The sequence below is a fragment of the Undibacterium sp. CCC3.4 genome (assembly GCF_034347425.1).
Classification (GTDB): domain Bacteria; phylum Pseudomonadota; class Gammaproteobacteria; order Burkholderiales; family Burkholderiaceae_D; genus Undibacterium.
The window spans coordinates 3,316,410-3,334,750 of the sequence record NZ_CP133779.1; the positions used below are offsets into that span (position 1 = coordinate 3,316,410).

18 protein-coding genes and 2 tRNA genes are annotated in these 18,341 nt (G+C 54.9%); 4 read left to right on the forward strand and 16 right to left on the reverse strand.

Annotation, left to right across the window (positions count from 1 at the left end):
• Positions 1–4: 4 nt before the first annotated feature.
• Positions 5–547 carry a phosphoribosyltransferase gene (locus RHM61_RS14915; RefSeq protein ID WP_322248087.1) on the forward strand — a complete coding sequence of 181 codons (543 nt, stop codon included), beginning with the start codon at positions 5–7 and terminating at the stop codon, positions 545–547.
• Positions 548–974: 427 nt separating this feature from the next.
• Here the strand turns inward: RHM61_RS14915 and RHM61_RS14920 are convergent.
• Both RHM61_RS14920 and RHM61_RS14925 read right to left on the reverse strand, forming a co-directional pair.
• Positions 975–1,059: transfer RNA gene (locus tag RHM61_RS14920), tRNA-Leu, on the reverse strand.
• A 162-nt stretch (positions 1,060–1,221) separates the two neighbouring features.
• Positions 1,222–1,306, reverse strand: a tRNA-Leu gene (locus tag RHM61_RS14925).
• A 228-nt stretch (positions 1,307–1,534) separates the two neighbouring features.
• On the opposite strand from RHM61_RS14925, the gene rnr reads away from it, so the two are divergent.
• The 3 genes from rnr (at position 1,535) to cysE (ending at position 5,513) form a co-directional block, all read left to right on the forward strand.
• Positions 1,535–3,925, forward strand: coding sequence for a ribonuclease R (gene rnr / locus RHM61_RS14930; RefSeq protein ID WP_416200184.1), 2,391 nt, complete (start codon positions 1,535–1,537; stop codon positions 3,923–3,925).
• Positions 3,926–3,939: 14 nt separating this feature from the next.
• Positions 3,940–4,686 (forward strand): 23S rRNA (guanosine(2251)-2'-O)-methyltransferase RlmB, encoded by a 747-nt coding sequence (gene rlmB / locus RHM61_RS14935; RefSeq protein WP_322248089.1) that lies wholly within the window; start codon positions 3,940–3,942, stop codon positions 4,684–4,686.
• 86 nt (positions 4,687–4,772) lie between these two features.
• The gene (gene cysE, locus RHM61_RS14940; protein ID WP_322248090.1) at positions 4,773–5,513 is read left to right on the forward strand and encodes a serine O-acetyltransferase; all 741 of its coding nucleotides are present in this window, start codon (positions 4,773–4,775) and stop codon (positions 5,511–5,513) included.
• Here cysE and RHM61_RS14945 read toward each other — a convergent pair.
• The 14 genes from RHM61_RS14945 to fliF all read right to left on the reverse strand — a co-directional run bounded on the left by RHM61_RS14945 (position 5,494) and on the right by fliF (position 18,271).
• Entirely contained in the window at positions 5,494–7,050 is a 1,557-nt protein-coding gene (locus RHM61_RS14945) for an NAD(P)H-hydrate dehydratase (RefSeq protein ID WP_322248091.1), read from the reverse strand. The two genes, cysE and RHM61_RS14945, sit on opposite strands and share 20 nt — an antisense overlap.
• 5 nt (positions 7,051–7,055) lie before the next feature.
• Positions 7,056–7,844 carry a flagellar biosynthetic protein FliR gene (fliR, locus tag RHM61_RS14950; RefSeq protein ID WP_322248092.1) on the reverse strand — a complete coding sequence of 263 codons (789 nt, stop codon included), beginning with the start codon at positions 7,842–7,844 and terminating at the stop codon, positions 7,056–7,058.
• A gap of 4 nt (positions 7,845–7,848) precedes the next feature.
• On the reverse strand, positions 7,849–8,118 hold the full coding sequence (gene fliQ, locus RHM61_RS14955) for a flagellar biosynthesis protein FliQ (RefSeq protein ID WP_322248093.1): 270 nt from the start codon (positions 8,116–8,118) through the stop codon (positions 7,849–7,851).
• Positions 8,119–8,126: 8 nt separating this feature from the next.
• Entirely contained in the window at positions 8,127–8,885 is a 759-nt protein-coding gene (gene fliP, locus RHM61_RS14960; protein ID WP_322248094.1) for a flagellar type III secretion system pore protein FliP, read from the reverse strand.
• Complete coding sequence (fliO, locus tag RHM61_RS14965; RefSeq protein WP_322248095.1) at positions 8,882–9,340, reverse strand: flagellar biosynthetic protein FliO; 459 nt, start codon at positions 9,338–9,340, stop codon at positions 8,882–8,884. Before fliO ends, fliP begins: the two co-directional genes overlap by 4 nt.
• On the reverse strand, positions 9,340–9,765 hold the full coding sequence (gene fliN, locus RHM61_RS14970) for a flagellar motor switch protein FliN (RefSeq protein ID WP_322248096.1): 426 nt from the start codon (positions 9,763–9,765) through the stop codon (positions 9,340–9,342). Before fliN ends, fliO begins: the two co-directional genes overlap by 1 nt.
• The gene (gene fliM, locus RHM61_RS14975) at positions 9,758–10,759 is read right to left on the reverse strand and encodes a flagellar motor switch protein FliM (protein WP_322248097.1); all 1,002 of its coding nucleotides are present in this window, start codon (positions 10,757–10,759) and stop codon (positions 9,758–9,760) included. The genes fliN and fliM overlap by 8 nt, the downstream gene beginning before the upstream one ends.
• Before the next feature lie 4 nt (positions 10,760–10,763).
• Positions 10,764–11,273 (reverse strand): flagellar basal body-associated protein FliL, encoded by a 510-nt coding sequence (fliL, locus tag RHM61_RS14980; RefSeq protein WP_322248098.1) that lies wholly within the window; start codon positions 11,271–11,273, stop codon positions 10,764–10,766.
• 211 nt (positions 11,274–11,484) lie between these two features.
• Complete coding sequence (locus tag RHM61_RS14985) at positions 11,485–12,993, reverse strand: flagellar hook-length control protein FliK (RefSeq protein ID WP_322248099.1); 1,509 nt, start codon at positions 12,991–12,993, stop codon at positions 11,485–11,487.
• A gap of 23 nt (positions 12,994–13,016) precedes the next feature.
• Positions 13,017–13,457, reverse strand: coding sequence for a flagellar export protein FliJ (gene fliJ / locus RHM61_RS14990; RefSeq protein ID WP_322248100.1), 441 nt, complete (start codon positions 13,455–13,457; stop codon positions 13,017–13,019).
• A gap of 31 nt (positions 13,458–13,488) precedes the next feature.
• Positions 13,489–14,874 carry a flagellar protein export ATPase FliI gene (gene fliI, locus RHM61_RS14995; RefSeq protein WP_322248101.1) on the reverse strand — a complete coding sequence of 462 codons (1,386 nt, stop codon included), beginning with the start codon at positions 14,872–14,874 and terminating at the stop codon, positions 13,489–13,491.
• Positions 14,871–15,569 carry a flagellar assembly protein FliH gene (locus RHM61_RS15000; RefSeq protein ID WP_322248102.1) on the reverse strand — a complete coding sequence of 233 codons (699 nt, stop codon included), beginning with the start codon at positions 15,567–15,569 and terminating at the stop codon, positions 14,871–14,873. The genes fliI and RHM61_RS15000 overlap by 4 nt, the downstream gene beginning before the upstream one ends.
• Positions 15,562–16,557 carry a flagellar motor switch protein FliG gene (fliG, locus tag RHM61_RS15005; RefSeq protein ID WP_322248103.1) on the reverse strand — a complete coding sequence of 332 codons (996 nt, stop codon included), beginning with the start codon at positions 16,555–16,557 and terminating at the stop codon, positions 15,562–15,564. The genes RHM61_RS15000 and fliG overlap by 8 nt, the downstream gene beginning before the upstream one ends.
• On the reverse strand, positions 16,550–18,271 hold the full coding sequence (fliF, locus tag RHM61_RS15010) for a flagellar basal-body MS-ring/collar protein FliF (protein WP_322248104.1): 1,722 nt from the start codon (positions 18,269–18,271) through the stop codon (positions 16,550–16,552). The genes fliG and fliF overlap by 8 nt, the downstream gene beginning before the upstream one ends.
• Positions 18,272–18,341 lie beyond the last annotated feature (70 nt).

Below are 18,341 nucleotides of genomic sequence, written 5' to 3' on the forward strand. Positions count from 1 at the left end.
AAAGATGAATACACCTGCTTCCACCGACAAAGATTTATGGGTTTCTTGGGATGCCTATCACCGTGCCATTGAGGAGCTTGCGCTCAAGGTACATGAATCTGGCTGGCAATTCGACCAAGTCTTGTGTCTGGCACGCGGCGGCCTGCGCCCCGGCGATATTTTCTCGCGTATTTTTGATGTGCCGCTGGCGATTCTGTCGACCAGTTCATATCGTCAAGAAGCCGGTACGGTGCAAGGCGCGCTTGATATCGGCAAATACATTTCCATGACCAAGGGGGTGTTATCGGGTCGTGTGCTGGTGGTGGACGATTTGGTCGACTCCGGCGTGACGCTTGAGCGCGTATTGCATCATTTGCGCGAAAATTTCCCCGCCGTCAGTGAAGTCAAGTCGGCCGTGATCTGGTATAAAGCCTGTTCTTCGGTGGCACCCGATTATCATCTTGATTATCTGGCGACCAATCCGTGGATTCATCAACCGTTCGAAGAGTACGACAGCATTCGGCCGCATCAGTTGAATGCCTGGCTTAAGAAGGGCGCGACAGCGTAAGAGAAAAAGAAGCCTGCGGGCTTCTTTTTTTTATCAAAAATCTGACTAGGGTTTGAAACCCCGGCCTTCAGAGGCTGTCGCAAAAGCCTGATGGACGTTTTTTAAACCTGAAACACCGCATACCTCGTCATTCCTGCATGCCACAGCCTCGTCATTCCCGCATGCTTTTGGCGGGAACCCAGCGTCGTTTTTTACACTGAAAATGCCACAATTTCTGGCATTTTCAGTTAACCACGAACGCCGCTGGGTTCCTGCCAAAAGCGCGCAGGAATGACGTGGCCACCAGTTAGGGTAATGATACCGACTCAATACCCTTTTGCGACAGCCTCTTTAGGACGGGGCCGATGTCAAGGTGCGAGCAGTGCAGGGGGGGGGGGCGTAAATGCAAAAAAGCCCGTTGACGTATCAACGGGCTTTCGCAAAACGGTGGTGCCCACGGAGGGACTCGAACCCCCACACCTTGCGGCACATGGACCTGAACCATGCGCGTCTACCAATTCCGCCACGTGGGCAACGGAAGGCGCTAGTATACTGGAAGTGCTCTCTATTAGGGGTGATTATTAAAAATTTATTTTGAATTGGCTGTAGACATTGATTTTAAGCTTGCACTTAGTGCAAAATTGGAGTGGACACAAAAAAGCCCGTTGAGGTATCAACGGGCTTTCGCAAAACGGTGGTGCCCACGGAGGGACTCGAACCCCCACACCTTGCGGCACATGGACCTGAACCATGCGCGTCTACCAATTCCGCCACGTGGGCAACGGGAGAGCAAGATTATAAATCGTTTGGCCGTCATGTCAAGTACTGGCCTTGAGCTTATTCAAGAATAGTTAGGTGATTGGCGCTCGCTCCGGTAAACTACAGGGTATGTCTCTGTTTGGGACCTGAGCTCACTTTTTTAGAAATCAACGACATTTGAACAAGCACAACTACCCCATTCCGAGCCGTGAAGAAATCCTGGGTGTCCTGCGTACCAGTCAGGAAACGATGGATATTGCGGCACTTGCAGATAGACTCGGCGTGAAACCCGAGGAATTCGATGGCTTGACACGCAGGCTCAATGCGATGGAAAGAGATGGCCAGATCAAACCTGATCACACAGGCAACTATGCCTTGGCCAATCACGAACATTTCATTTCTGGTAAAGTCAGCAGCCACCGCGATGGTTACGGCTTTCTGATACCCGATGACGGCAGTGCCGATTTGTATCTGTCCGAGCGCGAAATGCAAAAGGTTTTGCATGGCGACGTAGTCACGGCGCGCGTGGTCGGTACCGACAAGCGCGGCCGTCTCGAAGGCAGCATTATCGAAATCCTCGAGCGCGCCAATTCCCATGTGATAGGCCGACTGCTGCATGAAAACGGTGTTTGGGTGATTGCACCCGAAGATAATCGCATGACCCAGGACATTTTACTGGCCGGTTCGCCCGGTAAAGCCAAGGCTGGCCAGGTTGTGAGTGTGCAACTGACTGAGCAGCCGACGCGTTACGCCCAAGCGGTTGGCAAGATCGTTGAAATTCTCGGTGAGATCGATGATCCGGGGATGGAAATCGAAATTGCGGTGCGTAAATTCGGTGTGCCGCATGTGTTTTCCGACTTGGCGCAAAAAGCCGCGGCCAAGCTGCCGCTCGAAGTGCGTCCACAAGATTTGGCCGCACGCGTCGATTTGCGCGATATTCCGCTCGTCACCATCGACGGTGAAGATGCGCGCGATTTTGATGATGCGGTGTATTGCGAGCCGGTGAAAATCGGTCGCGCCCGTGGCTACCGCCTCTTGGTGGCGATTGCCGATGTCAGTCATTATGTGACACCGAACGATGGCCTCGATGGCGATGCGCTGTTGCGCAGTACCTCGGTGTATTTTCCGCGGCGCGTCATCCCTATGCTGCCGGAGAAACTCTCCAATGGCTTGTGCTCCTTGAATCCGCATGTCGATCGCTTGACCTTGGTTTGCGATATGGTGATCACCGCTGACGGCGATATTCATGCTTACCAGTTTTACCCGGCCGTGATTCATTCGGCGGCGCGCTTTACGTATACCGAAGTGGCCGCCGTGTTGGGCAACACCAAGGGGCCGGAAGCGGCCAAGCATCAAGCTTTGGTGCCGCACCTGTCGCACCTGTATGAAGTGTTTCAAGCCTTGCTCAAGGCGCGCCATGTGCGCGGCGCGATCGACTTTGAAACCACGGAAACCTATATCGTCTGCAACGCGGCTGGAAAGATTGAAAAAATCATTCCACGCACGCGCAATGATGCGCATAAATTGATCGAAGAATGCATGTTGGCCGCCAATGTGTGCGCCGCCAATTTGCTTGAAACTTTCAAGCATCCCGGTACCTACCGTATTCATGCTGGCCCGACCAAGGAAAAGCTGATGCAAGTGCGCAATTTCCTCAAGCAGGTTGGCCTTAACCTGGCTGGTGGCGATAAACCGAGTGCCTCCGATTATGCGGCCTTGATGACCAAGATCAAGGGGCGTGCCGATGCGCCTTTGCTGCAGACGATGTTGTTGCGCTCTATGCAGCAAGCGGTGTATAGCCCGGATAATATCGGTCATTTCGGCTTGTCGTATCAAGCCTATGCGCATTTCACCAGCCCGATTCGACGCTATCCCGATTTGCTCACGCATCGCGCTATCAAAGCGATTTTGCTCGGCAAGGTCTACGAGCCCAAGGGTATCGATGCCAGCTTGCTCAACACCACGATCTCGAATGCAGCGCGCAAACAGTTGGTGCTCGATAAAGCTTCTGGTAAAAAGAAAGTCGAAAAAGATAACACTATCTGGGATGCGCTCGGCACCCATTGTTCGGCCAATGAGCGGCGTGCCGATGAAGCCTCGCGCGATGTCGAAGCATGGCTCAAATGTTATTTCATCAAAAATAAAATCGGCGAAGAATTCATCGGCACGATTACAGGGGTCACACAGTTCGGTATTTTCGTCCAACTCGATGAAATTTATATCGAAGGCTTGGTACACGTCACCGAGCTCGGCACCGATTACTTCCAGTTCGATGAGGCGCGCCATGAATTGCGCGGTGAACGTACCGGCAAACGCTATCAGTTGACCGATAAAGTGACGGTGCAGATCAGCCGGGTTGATCTGGATGCGCGCAAAATCGACCTCAGTATGGCTGGGGTCGCAGCGGTCGGCAGTCGTGCCCCCGCTGGTGGTAAGAAGTCGACGCCTGGCACGCCGCTCAATAAAATGCCTGCAGCGGCACCACGTACTGGAAAAAAATCCTTTGTGGCGGCGGATAAGCCGAAATCGGCACCGCCTGCGGCCAAAGCTGCTGCGAGCAAGTCAAACGGTGCGGCCGCCGGTGGCGGCAAGAAAGTGGCAGCCAATGCGGCCAGTAAGTCTGTGAAGAAAAGACGTTAATTTAAAAGAGTATTATGAAAAGTAAAATGATTTTTGGTTTCCACGCCGTGACCTCGCGGATTCGTCACGAGGCCTCTTCAGTGGAAGAGCTGTATGTCGACGCCGAACGCAACGACCGCCGCATGCAGGATTTGCTGGCCAATGCCAAGGCGGCCGGTGTACGCATCATTCACGCCGATGACCAGCGCTTGTCGAATATCGTCGGTACCCGTCGCCATCAAGGTGTGGTTGCCAAGGCCGGTGAATTGTCATTGGCGCGCAATTTAGATGAATTGCTCGATGCGATCGATGGTCCACCCTTATTATTGGTGCTCGATGGGATTACTGATCCGCATAATCTCGGTGCCTGCCTGCGGGTAGCCGACGGCGTTGGTGCGCATGCTGTGATCGCACCGAAAGATCGTGCGGTCGGTTTGAATGCGACTGCTGCTAAAGTCGCCAGCGGTGCGGCGGAAACCGTTCCTTACATCACTGTCACCAATTTGGCGCGCACTTTGCGCGAATTGAAAGAGCGCGACATTCTGTTGGTCGGTACCTCGGACGACGCCGACAGCAAGACCATCTACGATGTCGACATGAGTGGTGGTTGCGCCATCATCATGGGCTCCGAAGGCGAGGGCATGCGCCGTTTGACGCGTGAAACCTGTGATGTCTTGGTCAGCGTGCCGATGTTCGGTACGGTCGAGAGTCTCAATGTCTCGGTAGCTTCCGGTGTGTGTTTGTACGAAGCGCGTCGTCAGCGTTTGCCGAAAACCATCTGATCTTCAGGCGCGGGAAAAAATGCGCTTCGGCGCATTTTTTTTGTTTGCGTTACACTCACTGCCAGTTAACCCTTCATACCGTCCTCATGTTCAGCCGTTTCCGCGAAGATATCGCGAGCATCATAGAAAAAGATCCCGCCGCCCGCAATGCTTGGGAGGTGATTACCTGTTATCCCGGCTTCCAAGCCATCGTCATGCATGGCTGGGCGCAGTGGTGCTGGCGGCGCGGTTGGAAATGGTTGGGGCGCTTTATCTCGCACATCGCACGGGTATTGACCGGAATAGAAATTCATCCGGGCTCGACCATCGGTCGGCGGGTATTCATCGATCATGGTTTTGGTGTGGTGATCGGTGAGACTGCCGAGGTTGGCGATGATTGTACGATTTACCAAGGGGTCACGCTCGGAGGTACTTCGCTGTCGCGCGGTGCCAAGCGCCATCCTACACTCGAAGCCGGCGTCATCGTCGGTGCCGGTGCCAAGGTGCTCGGCAATTTCACCATCGGTGCTGGGGCGAAAATCGGTTCGAATTCGGTGGTGGTGAAACCGGTGCCGGCTGGTGCCACGGCAGTTGGGAATCCTGCTCATATCGTCAAAAAAGATCAGGCTGCCGAAGCCGGCAATGGGCAATTGTTCTCAGCCTATGGTGTGACGCAGAACAGTGATGATCCGATCTCCAAGGTGCTGCATAAGCTGATCGACCATGCGGTTTCTCAGCAGGAGCAAATAGAAAAACTGACCGCAGCGATCGCCTGTGCCGGGATTGCCTGTGATGCCCAGGAAAAAGAAAAGCTCATTGCCGAGCAAATCAATAGTTTGGTCGATTGAGTGTGGCGCTGACGAGTAGATTGAGTTGCCGGCGTATCGCCGACGCTAATTCGCCGGCATGCAGCCCTATGGGGCCGTCACCGTCTGCGACCAATTGATCAGCGGCTGCGCCATGCAGCCAAACCGCCAAGCGCGCTGCCGCATCGCCATCCATGCCTTGCGCCAGCAGGGCACCGACCAGACCGGCCAAGACATCGCCGCTGCCACCGCTGGCCAGACCAGGGTTGCCAGTGGTATTGATGGCCAGTTGCGTATTCGGACTGGCAATGATGCTGCCGGTCCCCTTGAGTACCACCGTGCAGTGCCAGTCGGCGGCTAATTTGGCGGCGCTGGGCAGGCGCGCGCCTTGGATAGCCGCGGCATTGCACTGTAACAGGCGCGCCGCTTCAAGCGGATGCGGCGTCAGTACCGTCGCGCTGCGGCGTGCGCGTAGCCGAGCTTGCAAGGGCGCCTGGGTGGCCAACAGGTTGAGGGCATCGGCATCGATGACCAAGCGGCAGTCAGACTCGAGCGCGCGCGTCAGCCAGTCGGCCGCTGCCGGCGTTTGGCCTAGGCCGGGGCCGATCACCACGATTTCACGCCCGAAGACATGGCTGCGCAGATCGCGGCACATGATTTCCGGGTACGCCAGATCGTAACTGATGCCGCCTTCCGGCAGACCGAGCATGACTCGGCCAGCGCCGCCATACAGCGCCGCGCGCGCCGCCAAGATAGCGGCACCGACCATGCCGACGCTACCACCGATGATCAAGACATCGCCGTAACTACCCTTGTGGCTGTTGTGCCGGCGCGTTGGTAAATCGAAATCAAAACTCAGTGGACAATTCAATACACTCTCGCTGTGCGCTTGATCAGTACGCGCGACGGCCAGGTCGGCCAGACTGACGTGTCCGGCATAATCTTTACCAGCGGCCGTATGCAAGCCAGCTTTGTCGGTGATGAATGTGAGGGTGTGGTCGGCGCGGATAGCGATACCGGTATCGTCTGCGTCGTCGCTGATTACGCAGCCGCTGTCGGCATCAAGTCCGCTTGGCACATCGAGTGCCAACAGTGGTAGTCGATGTGTCGCCGTGTGGGCATTGATGTGCTCGACCAAGCTGCGATAAGGTCCACTGAGTGCGCGTGCCAGGCCGATGCCGAACAGGCCGTCGATGATCAAGTCCCAGTCTTGTTGTAATAATTGAGTGAGTTGCTCGGGCCGAGCGATCGTCGCGCCGGTGCTGCGCGCTTGCGCCAGCGCTTGGCGCGCATTCTTGGCTGCGGCATAGTCATCGTCGGCATACAGCAGCAGAGAGACCTGCCAGCCCGCTTGCGCCAGTATAGCGGCGCAAGCGCACGCGTCGCCACCATTATTGCCAGGGCCGGCCAGCAGCAATACCTTGCGGGCTGGCTGGCCGAGCAGGGTGATAGCGAAGTCGGCCGCGGCTTGGCCGGCGGCTGGCATCAGTGCTGCGCCGCTCGCCAAGGCCGCGCTTTCGAGTGTGCGAATACTGGCAACGCTGTAGAGATCGAGGGCGGCGCGCGGTGAAATCGGCATGCTGATCAACTTTTTGGAATGGCTTGCTTGAGATTAAGTATCGTATCCAAGCCGAGATGGAACAGATTTTCCATCGGCATGGCCAAATACGGCAAAATCAGGGCCAGCATCAGAAAGCCGACGCCTATCGTGATCGGAAAGCCGATGCCGAACAGATTGAGCTGGGGTGCCGCACGGGTCAGTATACCGAGTGCGACGTTGGTCAACAATAAGGCGGCGACGATAGGCAGTGCCAAGCGCAGGCCGGTCATGAAAATTTGTTCGCCCCACAGCGTCAATTGGTAAAAATTAAAGCCACTTTGCAAGGTGGTCGAAATGGGTATGGTTTTGAAACTTTCGATCAGGGCACTGATCAAGGCGATGTGAATATTGAGGGTGAAAAACAATAAGGTGGCGATCAGTACCAGAAATTGCGACAGTGCTGAAGAGCGGCCCTGAGTTTGGGGATCGAAAAACGAGGCGAAGCCCAGGCCCATGGTGGTGGCCGAGAGTTCACCGGCCAGTTCGATGGCGGCAAACACTAAGCGCATCACAAAGCCCATGCCCAAGCCTATCACCAGTTGCTGAGCCAGAATCATGATGCCGGTGAGTGACATCGGATCGGCCCCGGGCAGAGCTGGCATGGTGGGGGCGACGATCAGGGCGATCATCACGCCGAGCGCGAGCTTGACTTGGACCGGGATGGAACTGTTGCCGAATGGAGGAGCAATCGCGATCAGTCCGAGGATGCGGGTCAATGGCCACAAAAAGGAGGTCAAGAGCGCCAGCAATTCGTTACTGGTGAAGGAGATCATTGCCTCATCCGGCCATGGTGGCGATGCTGGTAAACATTTGCCGCATGTAATCCATCAGGATGGTCAACATCCATGGGCCGGCAATGATCAGTGTGGCAAAGATGCCCACTAACTTGGGAATGAAGGACAGGGTGGTTTCATTGATTTGGGTGGCGGCTTGAAAAATACTGACGATCAAACCGATCACCAGAGCCACCAGCAGCAAAGGTGCCGAAACCATGAGCGTGACTTCAATGGCTTGCATGCCCAGTGTCATCACATTGTCGGGAGTCATGGCCATTTTCAGTAAAAACTTTGTGCCAGCGAACCGATGATCAACTGCCAGCCATCGACCAGTACGAACAGCATCAGTTTAAACGGTAGCGAGACAATAGACGGCGATACCATCATCATCCCCATCGACATCAGCACACTGGCGACGACCATGTCGATGATGAGGAAGGGAATGAAAATCGCGAAACTGATTTGAAATGCGGTTTTCAATTCACTGGTGATGAAAGCCGGAATCAAGACGCGGAACGTGACATCTTCCGGGCCTTGTAAGGCTGGCGAATTCGACAGTTTGACATACAGTGCCAAGTCGGATTGACGGGTTTGCTTCATCATGAATTGTTTCAGCGGTACGCCGCCTTTGTCGACTGCATCCATCATGCTGATTTTTTCTTGCGAGAACGGCAGATACGCGTCGGTATAGATTTTATCGAACACCGGCCCCATCACGAACAAGGTCAGGAACAGTGACAAGCCGATCATCACTTGATTCGGCGGTGCTGATTGGGTGCCCAAGGCTTGGCGCAGCATCGACAGCACGATGATGATGCGGGTGAAGCTGGTCATCATCAACAGCGCCGCCGGAATGAAGCTGAGTGCCGATAGAAACAGCAGCGTTTGTATGCTCAGTGAATAGTTCTGTCCGCCGCCGGTTGCCGGTGTTGCGCTGATGGCTGGCAAACCGCCGGCCGCTTGCGCCAATTCAGGTACGGTGAGCAGCAGGCTCAGCAAGGCGAGCGGGAGCAGTAGCGTCGGCCGCAGTGTTTTCATGTCGGCGAACCTGGTTTGCTGTCGTCGCGCGCTTGTTTGCGTTGTTCGATAGTCCGGCTGAGCCAAGCCTGAAACGGTCCGCCGACCAGTGTCGCATCGGCGCTCACGCCTTCTTGTTTCGGTAAATTGCCGAGATGGTTGATTTGATTGGCGGTCACGCCGAGTATCAGCCACTGATCGCCCACTTCGACCACCATCACGCGCTCACGATTGCCGATACTGATGCCGGCGACCACTTTGAGATTGAGTTTATTGGCTTGCGCGATAGGCCCCATGCGCTTGAGTAGCCAAGTGCCACCGAACAGTAATGCCAACACCAACAGCAAGGCCAAGGTGATTTGGCTGAAACCGATGGCCGGGGTGATGGCCGGTGCGACTGCGGCCGCTTCGGCCGCCATGCTGCTGCCGCTGGCCAGCGCCAAGGCGATACAGTAAAGTAAGCGAGTACGATTCATTATTTATTGAGTTTGCGTATGCGTTCAGCCGGTGTCACGATATCGGTCAGGCGTATGCCGAACTTATCATTGACCACCACCACCTCGCCTTGAGCGATCAGGCAGCCGTTGACCAGCACATCCATCGGTTCGCCGGCCATGCCGTCGAGTTCGACCACCGAGCCTTGTGCTAATTGCAGCAGATTTTTAATGGCGATTTTAGTGCGCCCCAATTCCACCGTCAACTGCACCGGGATATCGAGAATAAAATCGATATCGTTGTGGGTTTCGGTATGGACACCTTTGCTGCCGCTGAATTCTTTGAAGATGGCGGCACTGGCCGGAGCTTCGGTTTTTTGGCTGGCGGCCGCTTCGGCTTTTTCTTGCTCGGCAATTGCCGCGCCCCAGTCGTCTTCGCTGATCGGGACTTCGGTATTTTCATCCATGGTTCTCTCCTTGTGCTACTTCGTGTACGCTCGAGTTGATCAGCTTCTCGACGCGTAAGGCGTATTGGCCGTTAAATACACCGTATTTGCATTCCATGACAGGGGTGCCGTCGACCTTGGCCGACAGCAGTTCCGGTACATGGAATGGAATGATGTCACCGGTTTTCATATTGAGTATGTCGCCCAGAGTGATGCGGGCAGTACCCAGGTCGGCGACGATTTCTACTTCGGCAATTTGGATTTGCTGCGTCATCAGGCGCACCCAACGTTTGTCGATTTCCAGCGTTTCGCCTTGCAAGCTCGAGGTGAGGATGTCGCGTATCGGTTCTATCGTCGAGTACGGCATGCAGATATGCATTTCACCGCTGACCGGCCCAAGTTCTATCGTAAATGTGGTCGAAACCACGACTTCATTAGGGGTGGCGATATTGGCAAACTGGGTATTCATTTCTGAGCGGATATATTCGAATTCAATCGGATACACCGGCTCCCAGGATTTTGAATAGGTTTCGAACACAATTTCGAGTATGCGCTGAATGATGCGCTGCTCGGTTTGGGTGAAATCGCGCCCTTCGACCCGGGTATGGAAGCGGCCATCGCCACCGAACAGATTGTCGACTATCAAGAAGACCAAACCGGGATCGAGCACGATGAGCGAGGTACCACGCAAGGGTTTCATGTGTACCAGATTCAAATTGGTTGGCACGACCAAGTTGCGGATGAATTCACTGTATTTCGACACGCGCACGGTACCGACTGAGACTTCAGCACTGCGCCGCAGAAAATTGAACAAGCCTATGCGCAGCAGTCGAGCGAAACGTTCGTTGATGATTTCCAGCGTAGGCATACGGCCGCGAACGATACGTTCCTGGGTGGCCAAATTATATGGTCGAACCCCGGAAGTATCTTCCTGCGACTGCGAATCATCTTGATCTCCCGTGACGCCCTTGAGCAGGGCATCGACTTCTTCTTGGGAGAGAAAGTTATCGGACATGATCTTACTGCACTATGAAGGAAGTGAAATACACGCCGCTGACTTTTTGCGGTTCGCCCTTGGCAGTAAACGGCTGACTGATTTTTTCCATGATTTCTTCCACCAGTTTGTCTTTACCCTCGTTGGAAATGATTTCACTCGCGTCTTTACTCGATAACAGCAGTAACAAACGACTGCGCACTTGCGGCATATTCGCTTTGATCACATTGACTTGTTCTTCGCCTTCGACTTCGACCGTCATGGTTATTTGCAAATACTTATCATTGCCGTCGGATTGCAAGTTGACGGTAAACGGTTCCAGAGGCAGAAAAACGGCTGGCTTGGCGACTTCGGTTTTATGTTCTTTTTCTTTAGCACCGGCATTTTTCTTCGATAAAAAGAATACAGCACCGCCGCCCAAACCGGCCAACAGCAGAACTGCAGCCAGAATGATGATGATCAGTTTCTTTTTCGACTTTCCAGCTGGCGCTGCCTCAGCGTGTTCTGGAGCTGCTTTCGCAGGTTTTTTTGCCATGTTTATCCTCAAGCCAGGCAGAATTGCCACAAAATAATTTTTCCGACCGCGCCGAATTCTTGCCGGACTTGTTTTTCCGAGCGTTCTTGTTTGCTAAGTCATATACCTCGTCATTCTACATGCTTGAGTGGCAATTTGAAGCAGCGACTGCACGGTGTCTGATCAAGTTCCTGTTAAATTTCTGCAAATTTGCCATTGGCTATCCCGATTTTCAGGCGAAAGTATCGACTTCTCCTATGCGCGAGCTGAACTTTTGCACGTTTGTTGCTGCGCCGCTCACTACTGGCAGACTGTCCTTGCCGCTGTTGCCGCTGTATTGCGGTGTTTGTGGCGCACGGTAGGCATTGCCTTGTTGACCGGCACCAGCCGAACCGGTATTGACCGCAAAACCAGATAACTCTATTCCAGCTTCACTCATCATTTGCCGCAGTTTCGGCAGCGAGGCTTCGAGCGCGGCACGCACTTCCGGCTGTGCCGTGGTAAATGAGGCACTCGCTTGCTCGTTACTGATCTTCAAGACCACCTGTAAGGGGCCGAGATCGGGCGGATTGAGGCTTAATTCCGCTGAATGGATGCTGGCACCCACCATCCACAACACTTTTTGTCCTATTGCTTTATCCCAGCCTGGGTTACCCAACGCTTGCGGCACATGTTTGAGCGCCGTCGCGGCGGCCAAGCTCGGGTCGGGCAGGGTAGTGAGGGTAGCGCTTGGGGCCGCAGCAGCGCTGATCGGCGTGTCTGTTGGTTTTTCCAGTGCTGCGGGCGACAATTCCGGTGTTACCTCCGCTTTCACGGTGCCGAGCGCGGCACTGAGCGCTGGCGCCAGCTGGGTGCTCGCGCTGCTGGTGTCGCTGCTGTGTGTGTCGGTGATGTCTGGCGGCGCGTTGGTGGCCTGGTCTTGGGCCGTCAAGCTGGCGGAAAAATTGCTGACGGCCGGTGAGTTTTTGGCGCTGGCGCTGGTCTTTTTGCTGTCGGTGTTGGCGCTGAGGCTGGCACTCAATGCAGTTGCTGCCAGCTTGCTGGCATCGGTGGCGGCATCAGTCGTTGCCGAGTCGATAGTCGGCGCTGGTATCGCTCGCATCGCTGGCGTGCTCACTACCTCGCGCGGATCGGGTGGCATCGCTGGGGTGCTCGCTACGCTGGATGGATCGCTTGGTGTCGGTGCGGCGCTCGCTAAGCTGGGCAGATCGCTTGGTGTTGGTGCGGTACTCGCTAAGCTGGGCAGATCGCTTGGTGCTGTTGAGCTGCTCACTACGCCACGCAGATCACTTGGTGTCGCCGAGGTACTCGCTACAGTGGGCGGGTCTACTGGTTTGGCAACTTCGCTCATCGCACCGAATAGCACTAACAGCGGATGCACACTGTCGCTGGCAGCGGTGTTGCTGCTTGGATCACTATCTTCAGTGCTGTCCGTGTCCGTGGTTTTTTTGCTACTGCTCGTGGACGCTGTTGCTGTTGTCGGCGCTGTTGCCGGCATTGTGCTGTCTGCTGGTACCGATGCCGCCGCCTGTTTGCGCAGCTGCTCATTGGCAGTGGCGCTGGCTTGTTGATTACTGCTATTGGTTGCGGCGGTTTGATTGCTTTGATTGAGTTTGCTAGTCGTGATTTCGCGCTTCAATATGCGATTGAACGATGTGTCTGCGCTGCTCTCGGCCGGATTGCGACTGGCTGGTGCGGCAGCTTGCAGGGCCGGTGTGCTGGCAATATTTATCGTTGGCATCATGAGACCGTTAGGAAAAAGACTTAGGTTTTGTAAAAATAGCTGCGGGCGGCAAATTCATCGGTTTGTTTCTGCTCGCGTTTAGCCTCTTTATGTTGCTGCACTGATTTGGCACGCTCATCGAGTGTGCGGTAAGACAGGCGCTTTTTCTCACACTGCTGCCAACTGCTTTTGGCAAATTCGACCTTGCGCTCGGCATCGCTGATAACTTTTTTCTGGCCGCTGACGGCGTCATCAAGTTTGCCCAAAAAACTGAGAAAATTACCGTACTGGCTGGCTGACAGACCGGCGGCGGCGCGTTGCTGAAAATTCGCATCGTAATCGTCGCGATATTGCAGCAGCATGGTCAGCTTACTCTGCGTTTCTTCCTGCGCACGGATGGCCTTGCCGAGCTGTTTCGCCGCGGCTTCGGTATCCTTTTGTGCCAGTTCTATCAAGGTTTCCAGCGGGGACTTGTGTGCCATAAGAAGGAGTATAGGTCAATGCCGCGCCGGGCTATGCTTGGAACAGAGCCCGAAGTCCTGCCAAGCTCTCGCTTATGCTGCACTTTTGTAGTATGTCTTGCTGCAAAAAGGCGGTAATCCGCGGTTGCAGACGGATGGCTTCATCAAGCAAGGGGTCAGAGCCGGGGGCATACGCGCCGACGCTGATGAGGTCGCGACTGCGCTCATACCGCGAATACAATTGCTTGAGACGGCGCGACAGTTGTTGATGCTCAGGGTCGGTGATGCTGTGCATGGCGCGACTGATCGATTGTTCGATATCGATGGCCGGGTAATGGCCACTTTCTGCCAGCGTCCGGTTGAGGACGATATGACCATCGAGAATCGCGCGCGCCGCATCGGCGATCGGATCTTGTTGATCATCGCCCTCGGTCAGTACGGTATAGAAAGCGGTGATCGAGCCACCGCCTTCTTTGCCGTTACCGGCGCGTTCCACCAACACCGGCAATTTGGCAAATACCGAAGGTGGGTAGCCCTTGGTGGCGGGCGGTTCGCCGATGGCCAGGGCGATTTCGCGCTGAGCCATGGCATAGCGGGTCAGCGAATCCATGATCAATAAGACGCTGTGCCCTTGATCGCGGAAATATTCGGCAATCGTGGTGGCATAGGCGGCGCCTTGTAAGCGTAGCAGCGGAGCGGCATCGGCCGGGGCCGCCACGACTACCGAACGGGCCAGACCTTCGGGGCCGAGAATTTGTTCGATGAATTCTTTGACCTCGCGGCCGCGCTCACCGATCAAGCCCACTACGATGACGTCGGCGGTGGTGTAGCGTGCCATCATGCCGAGCAAAACGCTTTTGCCGACGCCGGAACCGGCAAACAGGCCGAGTCGCTGGCCGCGTCCGACGCTGAGCATACTGTTGATGGCGCGTACCCCGACATCAAGCGTTTCGACAATCGGGGCACGTTCGAGCGGATTATAAATGCGCGCCGCCAAGGTGGCCGAGGTGGTGGTGTTGAGCGGGCCGAGGGTATCGAGGGCGCGACCGTTACCATCTAGTACGCGCCCGAGTAATTGGTAACCAACCGGTAGCTTACGGCTGCGGTCGCCCGGTCGGCCATCGGCTTGGGCGGCGATGGCGGCGGCAAACACCGGTGCGCCCGGGGTGACCCCTTCGAGGTCGCTATGCGGCATGAGAAACAGGCGATCGCCATCGAAACCGACCACTTCGGCATCGACCGTGGCACCGCTGGTTAAATGAATTTCACAGGCGCTGCCGACCGGCAGGCGTAAGCCTACCGCTTCCATCACCAAGCCGGTGACCTTGGTGACCTTGCCGGCGATGGGTGTGCTGGAATTGGCGGCGGCGCGGCTTTGGCTACGCTGTAACAAGCCTTGCCAACTGCTGGTGAAATCTGTCTCGCTGGCGCTGCTCATGCTGCCTCGGTTTCGACTTGGCGCAGCGCGGCGGTCAGGCGCTCCCAGCGTGTGCTTAAGCTGGCGTCGACCAGATTGCTGGCGGTTTCGAGCAGGCAGTCGCCACGTGTCATATTGGCGTCGCCGCTGATACGCCAACCGGCTTCGAGGAAGCGTTCACCAGCGAGTTTTTTAACCAGTGCGGCATCGTCAGGATGCAGCAGTATTTGCGCCGGCAATTGTACCGTCGGCAGCTGTTCGATGGCGTCTTCGATGATAGGCAGGATCAAGGCCGGCTCGATATCGAGTTGGGTTTTCAGCATGCTGTGGGCTAAATCGAGTGCCAGTGCCAGCAATTGATGGCCGGTGTCTTTGGCAGCACTGCTGACTTGGGTGCTGAAGCGCTGTGCCAGTGCATGCATGAGTTCGATTTCCGGCTGCATACTGGCGTCGGCCGCTTGATAACCGGCTTCCTGGCCTTCGCGTAAGCCTTTTTCATAGGCTTCCTGGTAGCCGGTGGCATAGCCTGCTTGCTGCGCCTCGTTGCGAATGGCATCGATTTCGGCTTGGCTCAGCACCACTGGTGGCGGTGTCACGATCACTTGCTGCTGCTGTTGCTCTTCGATGTGCGCCAAGTGACTGGGGCGAGTGTCGCCAAACGAGGCCATTTCCCAGCGTTGGTAGGCCGACACATCGGGATGCAGGAGCTTAGACATACGAATCTTCGCCTTTTGAGCCGAGCATGATCTGGCCTTCATCGGCCAAGCGGCGCACGATCAGCAGTATCTGCTTCTGTTGGGTTTCGACTTCGGACAAGCGCACCGGACCTTTCGATTCCAAATCTTCGCGCATCATTTCCGAGGCGCGTTGCGACATATTTTTGAAGATTTTTTCGCGCATATCTTGATTCGCGCCTTTCAAGGCGATGATCAGCGAATCAGACTGCACTTCGCGTAACAGCAGTTGTATGCCTTTGTCATCGATTTCCATGATGTTGTCGAAGACGAACATTTCATCCATGATTTTTTCGGCCATATCGCCATCATATTTGCGCAGATTGTCCATCACCGAGGCTTCGTTTTCGCCGCTCATGAAGTTCAGAATTTCGGCTGCCGCACGAACTCCGCCTATGGATTTTTTCTTCAGGCTTTCATTGCCGGTTAATAATTTGGTCAGTACGTCATTGAGTTCGCGCAGGGCGGTTGGTTGGATGCCGTCGAGGGTGGCGATACGCAGCACCACATCGTTACGCAAACGTTCCGAGAAATTATTCAAGATTTCGCAGGCTTGATCGCTTTCCAGATGGACTAAGATGGTGGCAACAATCTGCGGATGTTCATTCTTGATCAATTCGGCCACCGATGGCGAATCCATCCATTTCAGGCTTTCGATGCCGCTGGCGTCTTTACCGCCGAGGATGCGATTGAGCAGTGAGGAAGCCTTGTCGTCGCCCAGCGCCTTAGTCAACACATTGCGGATGTATTCATCGGAATCGAGCCCAACCGAGGAGCTGATATCGGCTACGGCCTTGAACTGTTCGAGTACCACCGCGATGCGTTCATGCGGAATCGCACCGATGGTCGCCATGGCGGCACCGATTTTCTGTACTTCGCGTGGGCCGAGGAACTTCATTACTTCAGCGGCACCGTCTTCGCCCAGTGCCAGTAAAAAAGTCGCCGCCTTTTGTACGCCTTCGTCACTCATTATTTACCCATGTCTTGATTACGTTGGCGACAATTTTCGGATCTTGCGATGCTAATTCGCGCGCAAACGCCAGATTCGTGTCGTAACTATTGCCCTGTTTTGCCGCATGTTGTGCATCTTCGCCCGAAAGTTGCACTACTGTATCATCATCTTCCTCTGCTTCGGCCGCTTCACGCAGTGCCTCCGCTTGTTTTTCTTCTTCCTCTTCGGCCGCGGCCTTGGCCTTGGCTTCTTCTTCGGCTTTGTCTTTGCCCATGATTTTATACAGCATGGGTTTGAGAAAACCGAAAAACAGGTAAGCCAGCACGATGGCAGCGAGCAGATATTTGCCGAATTCTTTAGCCAATTCCAAGCTGCCCGCTTGTTTCCAGAATGGTAAGTCGGCAATGATATCTTTTTCTTGGCCGGCGAACGGGCTATTGACTACATTGAGCGTGTCGCCGCGGTCTTTATTGAAGCCCATCGCTTCCTGGGCTAAATCGGTAATTTGCGCTTTTTCGATATCGGTCAGCGCTCGTGTAATGATTTTGCCATTCTTATCGGTTTCCGATTTGTAATTGACCACGACGGCGACCGACAAACGCTTCACGCCCCCCATGTTTTGTTGGGTGTAGCGAATAGTTTTGTCGACTTCGTAATTGGTGGTCGTGTCTTTCTGTTGCAAACCAGTATTTGAAGCGGCGCTGGCAGTGGCCCCGCCGGGAGCGACGATCGGTGCTGTAGCCGGGGCCGGCGGCTGATTTGACAAGGCCCCGGGTACGCCGCTGGCGCTGTTATTTTTATTAAAACTTTCACTCGATTGTTGACTACGGATAGTCGAACTTTCCGGTGGCGAGTTCGGCCGATAGGTTTCGGCCGCCTGTTCGCTGCGTGAAAAATCGATATCGGCAGTGGCTTCGGCGCGAACATTATGGGCCCCGACGATAGGGCTGATGATCGATTCTATGCGTTTGACAATATTTTCCTGGAAATCTTGCACATACTTGAGTTGTGAAGGGTCGAGGTTGTTATTGCCATTCTGTTTCGACATATCTGATAACAGATTGCCATTTTGATCGATGATCGACACGCTTTTCGGCGACAACTCGGGTACGCTGCTGGCCACCAAATGCAAGATGGCGCTGACTTGTTGTTGGTCGAGAATGCGACCAGGATACAGATTCAACAGCACCGAAGCGGTGGGTTTTTGTTGATCGCGAATGAAGACCGACGATTTTGGCATGGCCAAATGCACGCGTGCCGCTTGGACGGCCGACACCGCTTGGATTGAGCGTGCCAACTCGCCTTCAAGTGCGCGTTGAAAATTGACTTGTTCGAGAAATTGCGAAATACCGAGTTTTTGGTTTTCCATTAATTCAAAACCGACATTGCCACCTTTCGGTAAGCCTTGCGCGGCCAATTTGAGGCGCGCATCATGTACTTGACTGGCCGGTACCAAGATCGCTCCGCCCGATTCCGAGTACTTGTAAGGCACATTCATCTGCTGCAACGATGCGACGATGGCACCGCCATCGCGGTCGGTGAAATTGGAAAACAAGACTTTGTAATCGGGTTGCTGGCTCCACATCCACACCCCGACCATAATCGCCAGCACCAAGGCAGCCCCGGCCGAGAGCAGGGCCGTGCGTACGCCTGGCGTTTGCGCTAAGCCGAAAATTTTTGGTAACTCAGGCGGTACATCGCCGCCCATCAGCGTCGTTTCAGCGGTTGCCATACATTACCTTGCCCGTTGTGGAACTTGAAATAGATTGCAGCATTTTATCAGCCGTTGTGGTTTTTTCCCT

Coding starts and splice junctions, on each gene's coding strand:
- fliP (WP_322248094.1), bottom strand. CDS start 8,885: ATGAAAACACTGCGGCCGACGCTACTGCTCCCGCTCGCCTTGCTGAGC.
- fliI (WP_322248101.1), bottom strand. CDS start 14,874: ATGAGCAGCGCCAGCGAGACAGATTTCACCAGCAGTTGGCAAGGCTTG.
- fliG (WP_322248103.1), bottom strand. CDS start 16,557: ATGAGTGACGAAGGCGTACAAAAGGCGGCGACTTTTTTACTGGCACTG.
- rlmB (WP_322248089.1), top strand. CDS start 3,940: ATGAAAAGTAAAATGATTTTTGGTTTCCACGCCGTGACCTCGCGGATT.
- fliL (WP_322248098.1), bottom strand. CDS start 11,273: ATGGCAAAAAAACCTGCGAAAGCAGCTCCAGAACACGCTGAGGCAGCG.
- fliJ (WP_322248100.1), bottom strand. CDS start 13,457: ATGGCACACAAGTCCCCGCTGGAAACCTTGATAGAACTGGCACAAAAG.
- fliQ (WP_322248093.1), bottom strand. CDS start 8,118: ATGACTCCCGACAATGTGATGACACTGGGCATGCAAGCCATTGAAGTC.
- cysE (WP_322248090.1), top strand. CDS start 4,773: ATGTTCAGCCGTTTCCGCGAAGATATCGCGAGCATCATAGAAAAAGAT.
- fliO (WP_322248095.1), bottom strand. CDS start 9,340: ATGAATCGTACTCGCTTACTTTACTGTATCGCCTTGGCGCTGGCCAGC.
- fliF (WP_322248104.1), bottom strand. CDS start 18,271: ATGGCAACCGCTGAAACGACGCTGATGGGCGGCGATGTACCGCCTGAG.
- RHM61_RS15000 (WP_322248102.1), bottom strand. CDS start 15,569: ATGTCTAAGCTCCTGCATCCCGATGTGTCGGCCTACCAACGCTGGGAA.
- fliM (WP_322248097.1), bottom strand. CDS start 10,759: ATGTCCGATAACTTTCTCTCCCAAGAAGAAGTCGATGCCCTGCTCAAG.
- RHM61_RS14915 (WP_322248087.1), top strand. CDS start 5: ATGAATACACCTGCTTCCACCGACAAAGATTTATGGGTTTCTTGGGAT.
- RHM61_RS14985 (WP_322248099.1), bottom strand. CDS start 12,993: ATGCCAACGATAAATATTGCCAGCACACCGGCCCTGCAAGCTGCCGCA.
- fliN (WP_322248096.1), bottom strand. CDS start 9,765: ATGGATGAAAATACCGAAGTCCCGATCAGCGAAGACGACTGGGGCGCG.
- RHM61_RS14945 (WP_322248091.1), bottom strand. CDS start 7,050: ATGCCGATTTCACCGCGCGCCGCCCTCGATCTCTACAGCGTTGCCAGT.
- fliR (WP_322248092.1), bottom strand. CDS start 7,844: ATGATCTCCTTCACCAGTAACGAATTGCTGGCGCTCTTGACCTCCTTT.
- rnr (WP_416200184.1), top strand. CDS start 1,535: ATGGATATTGCGGCACTTGCAGATAGACTCGGCGTGAAACCCGAGGAA.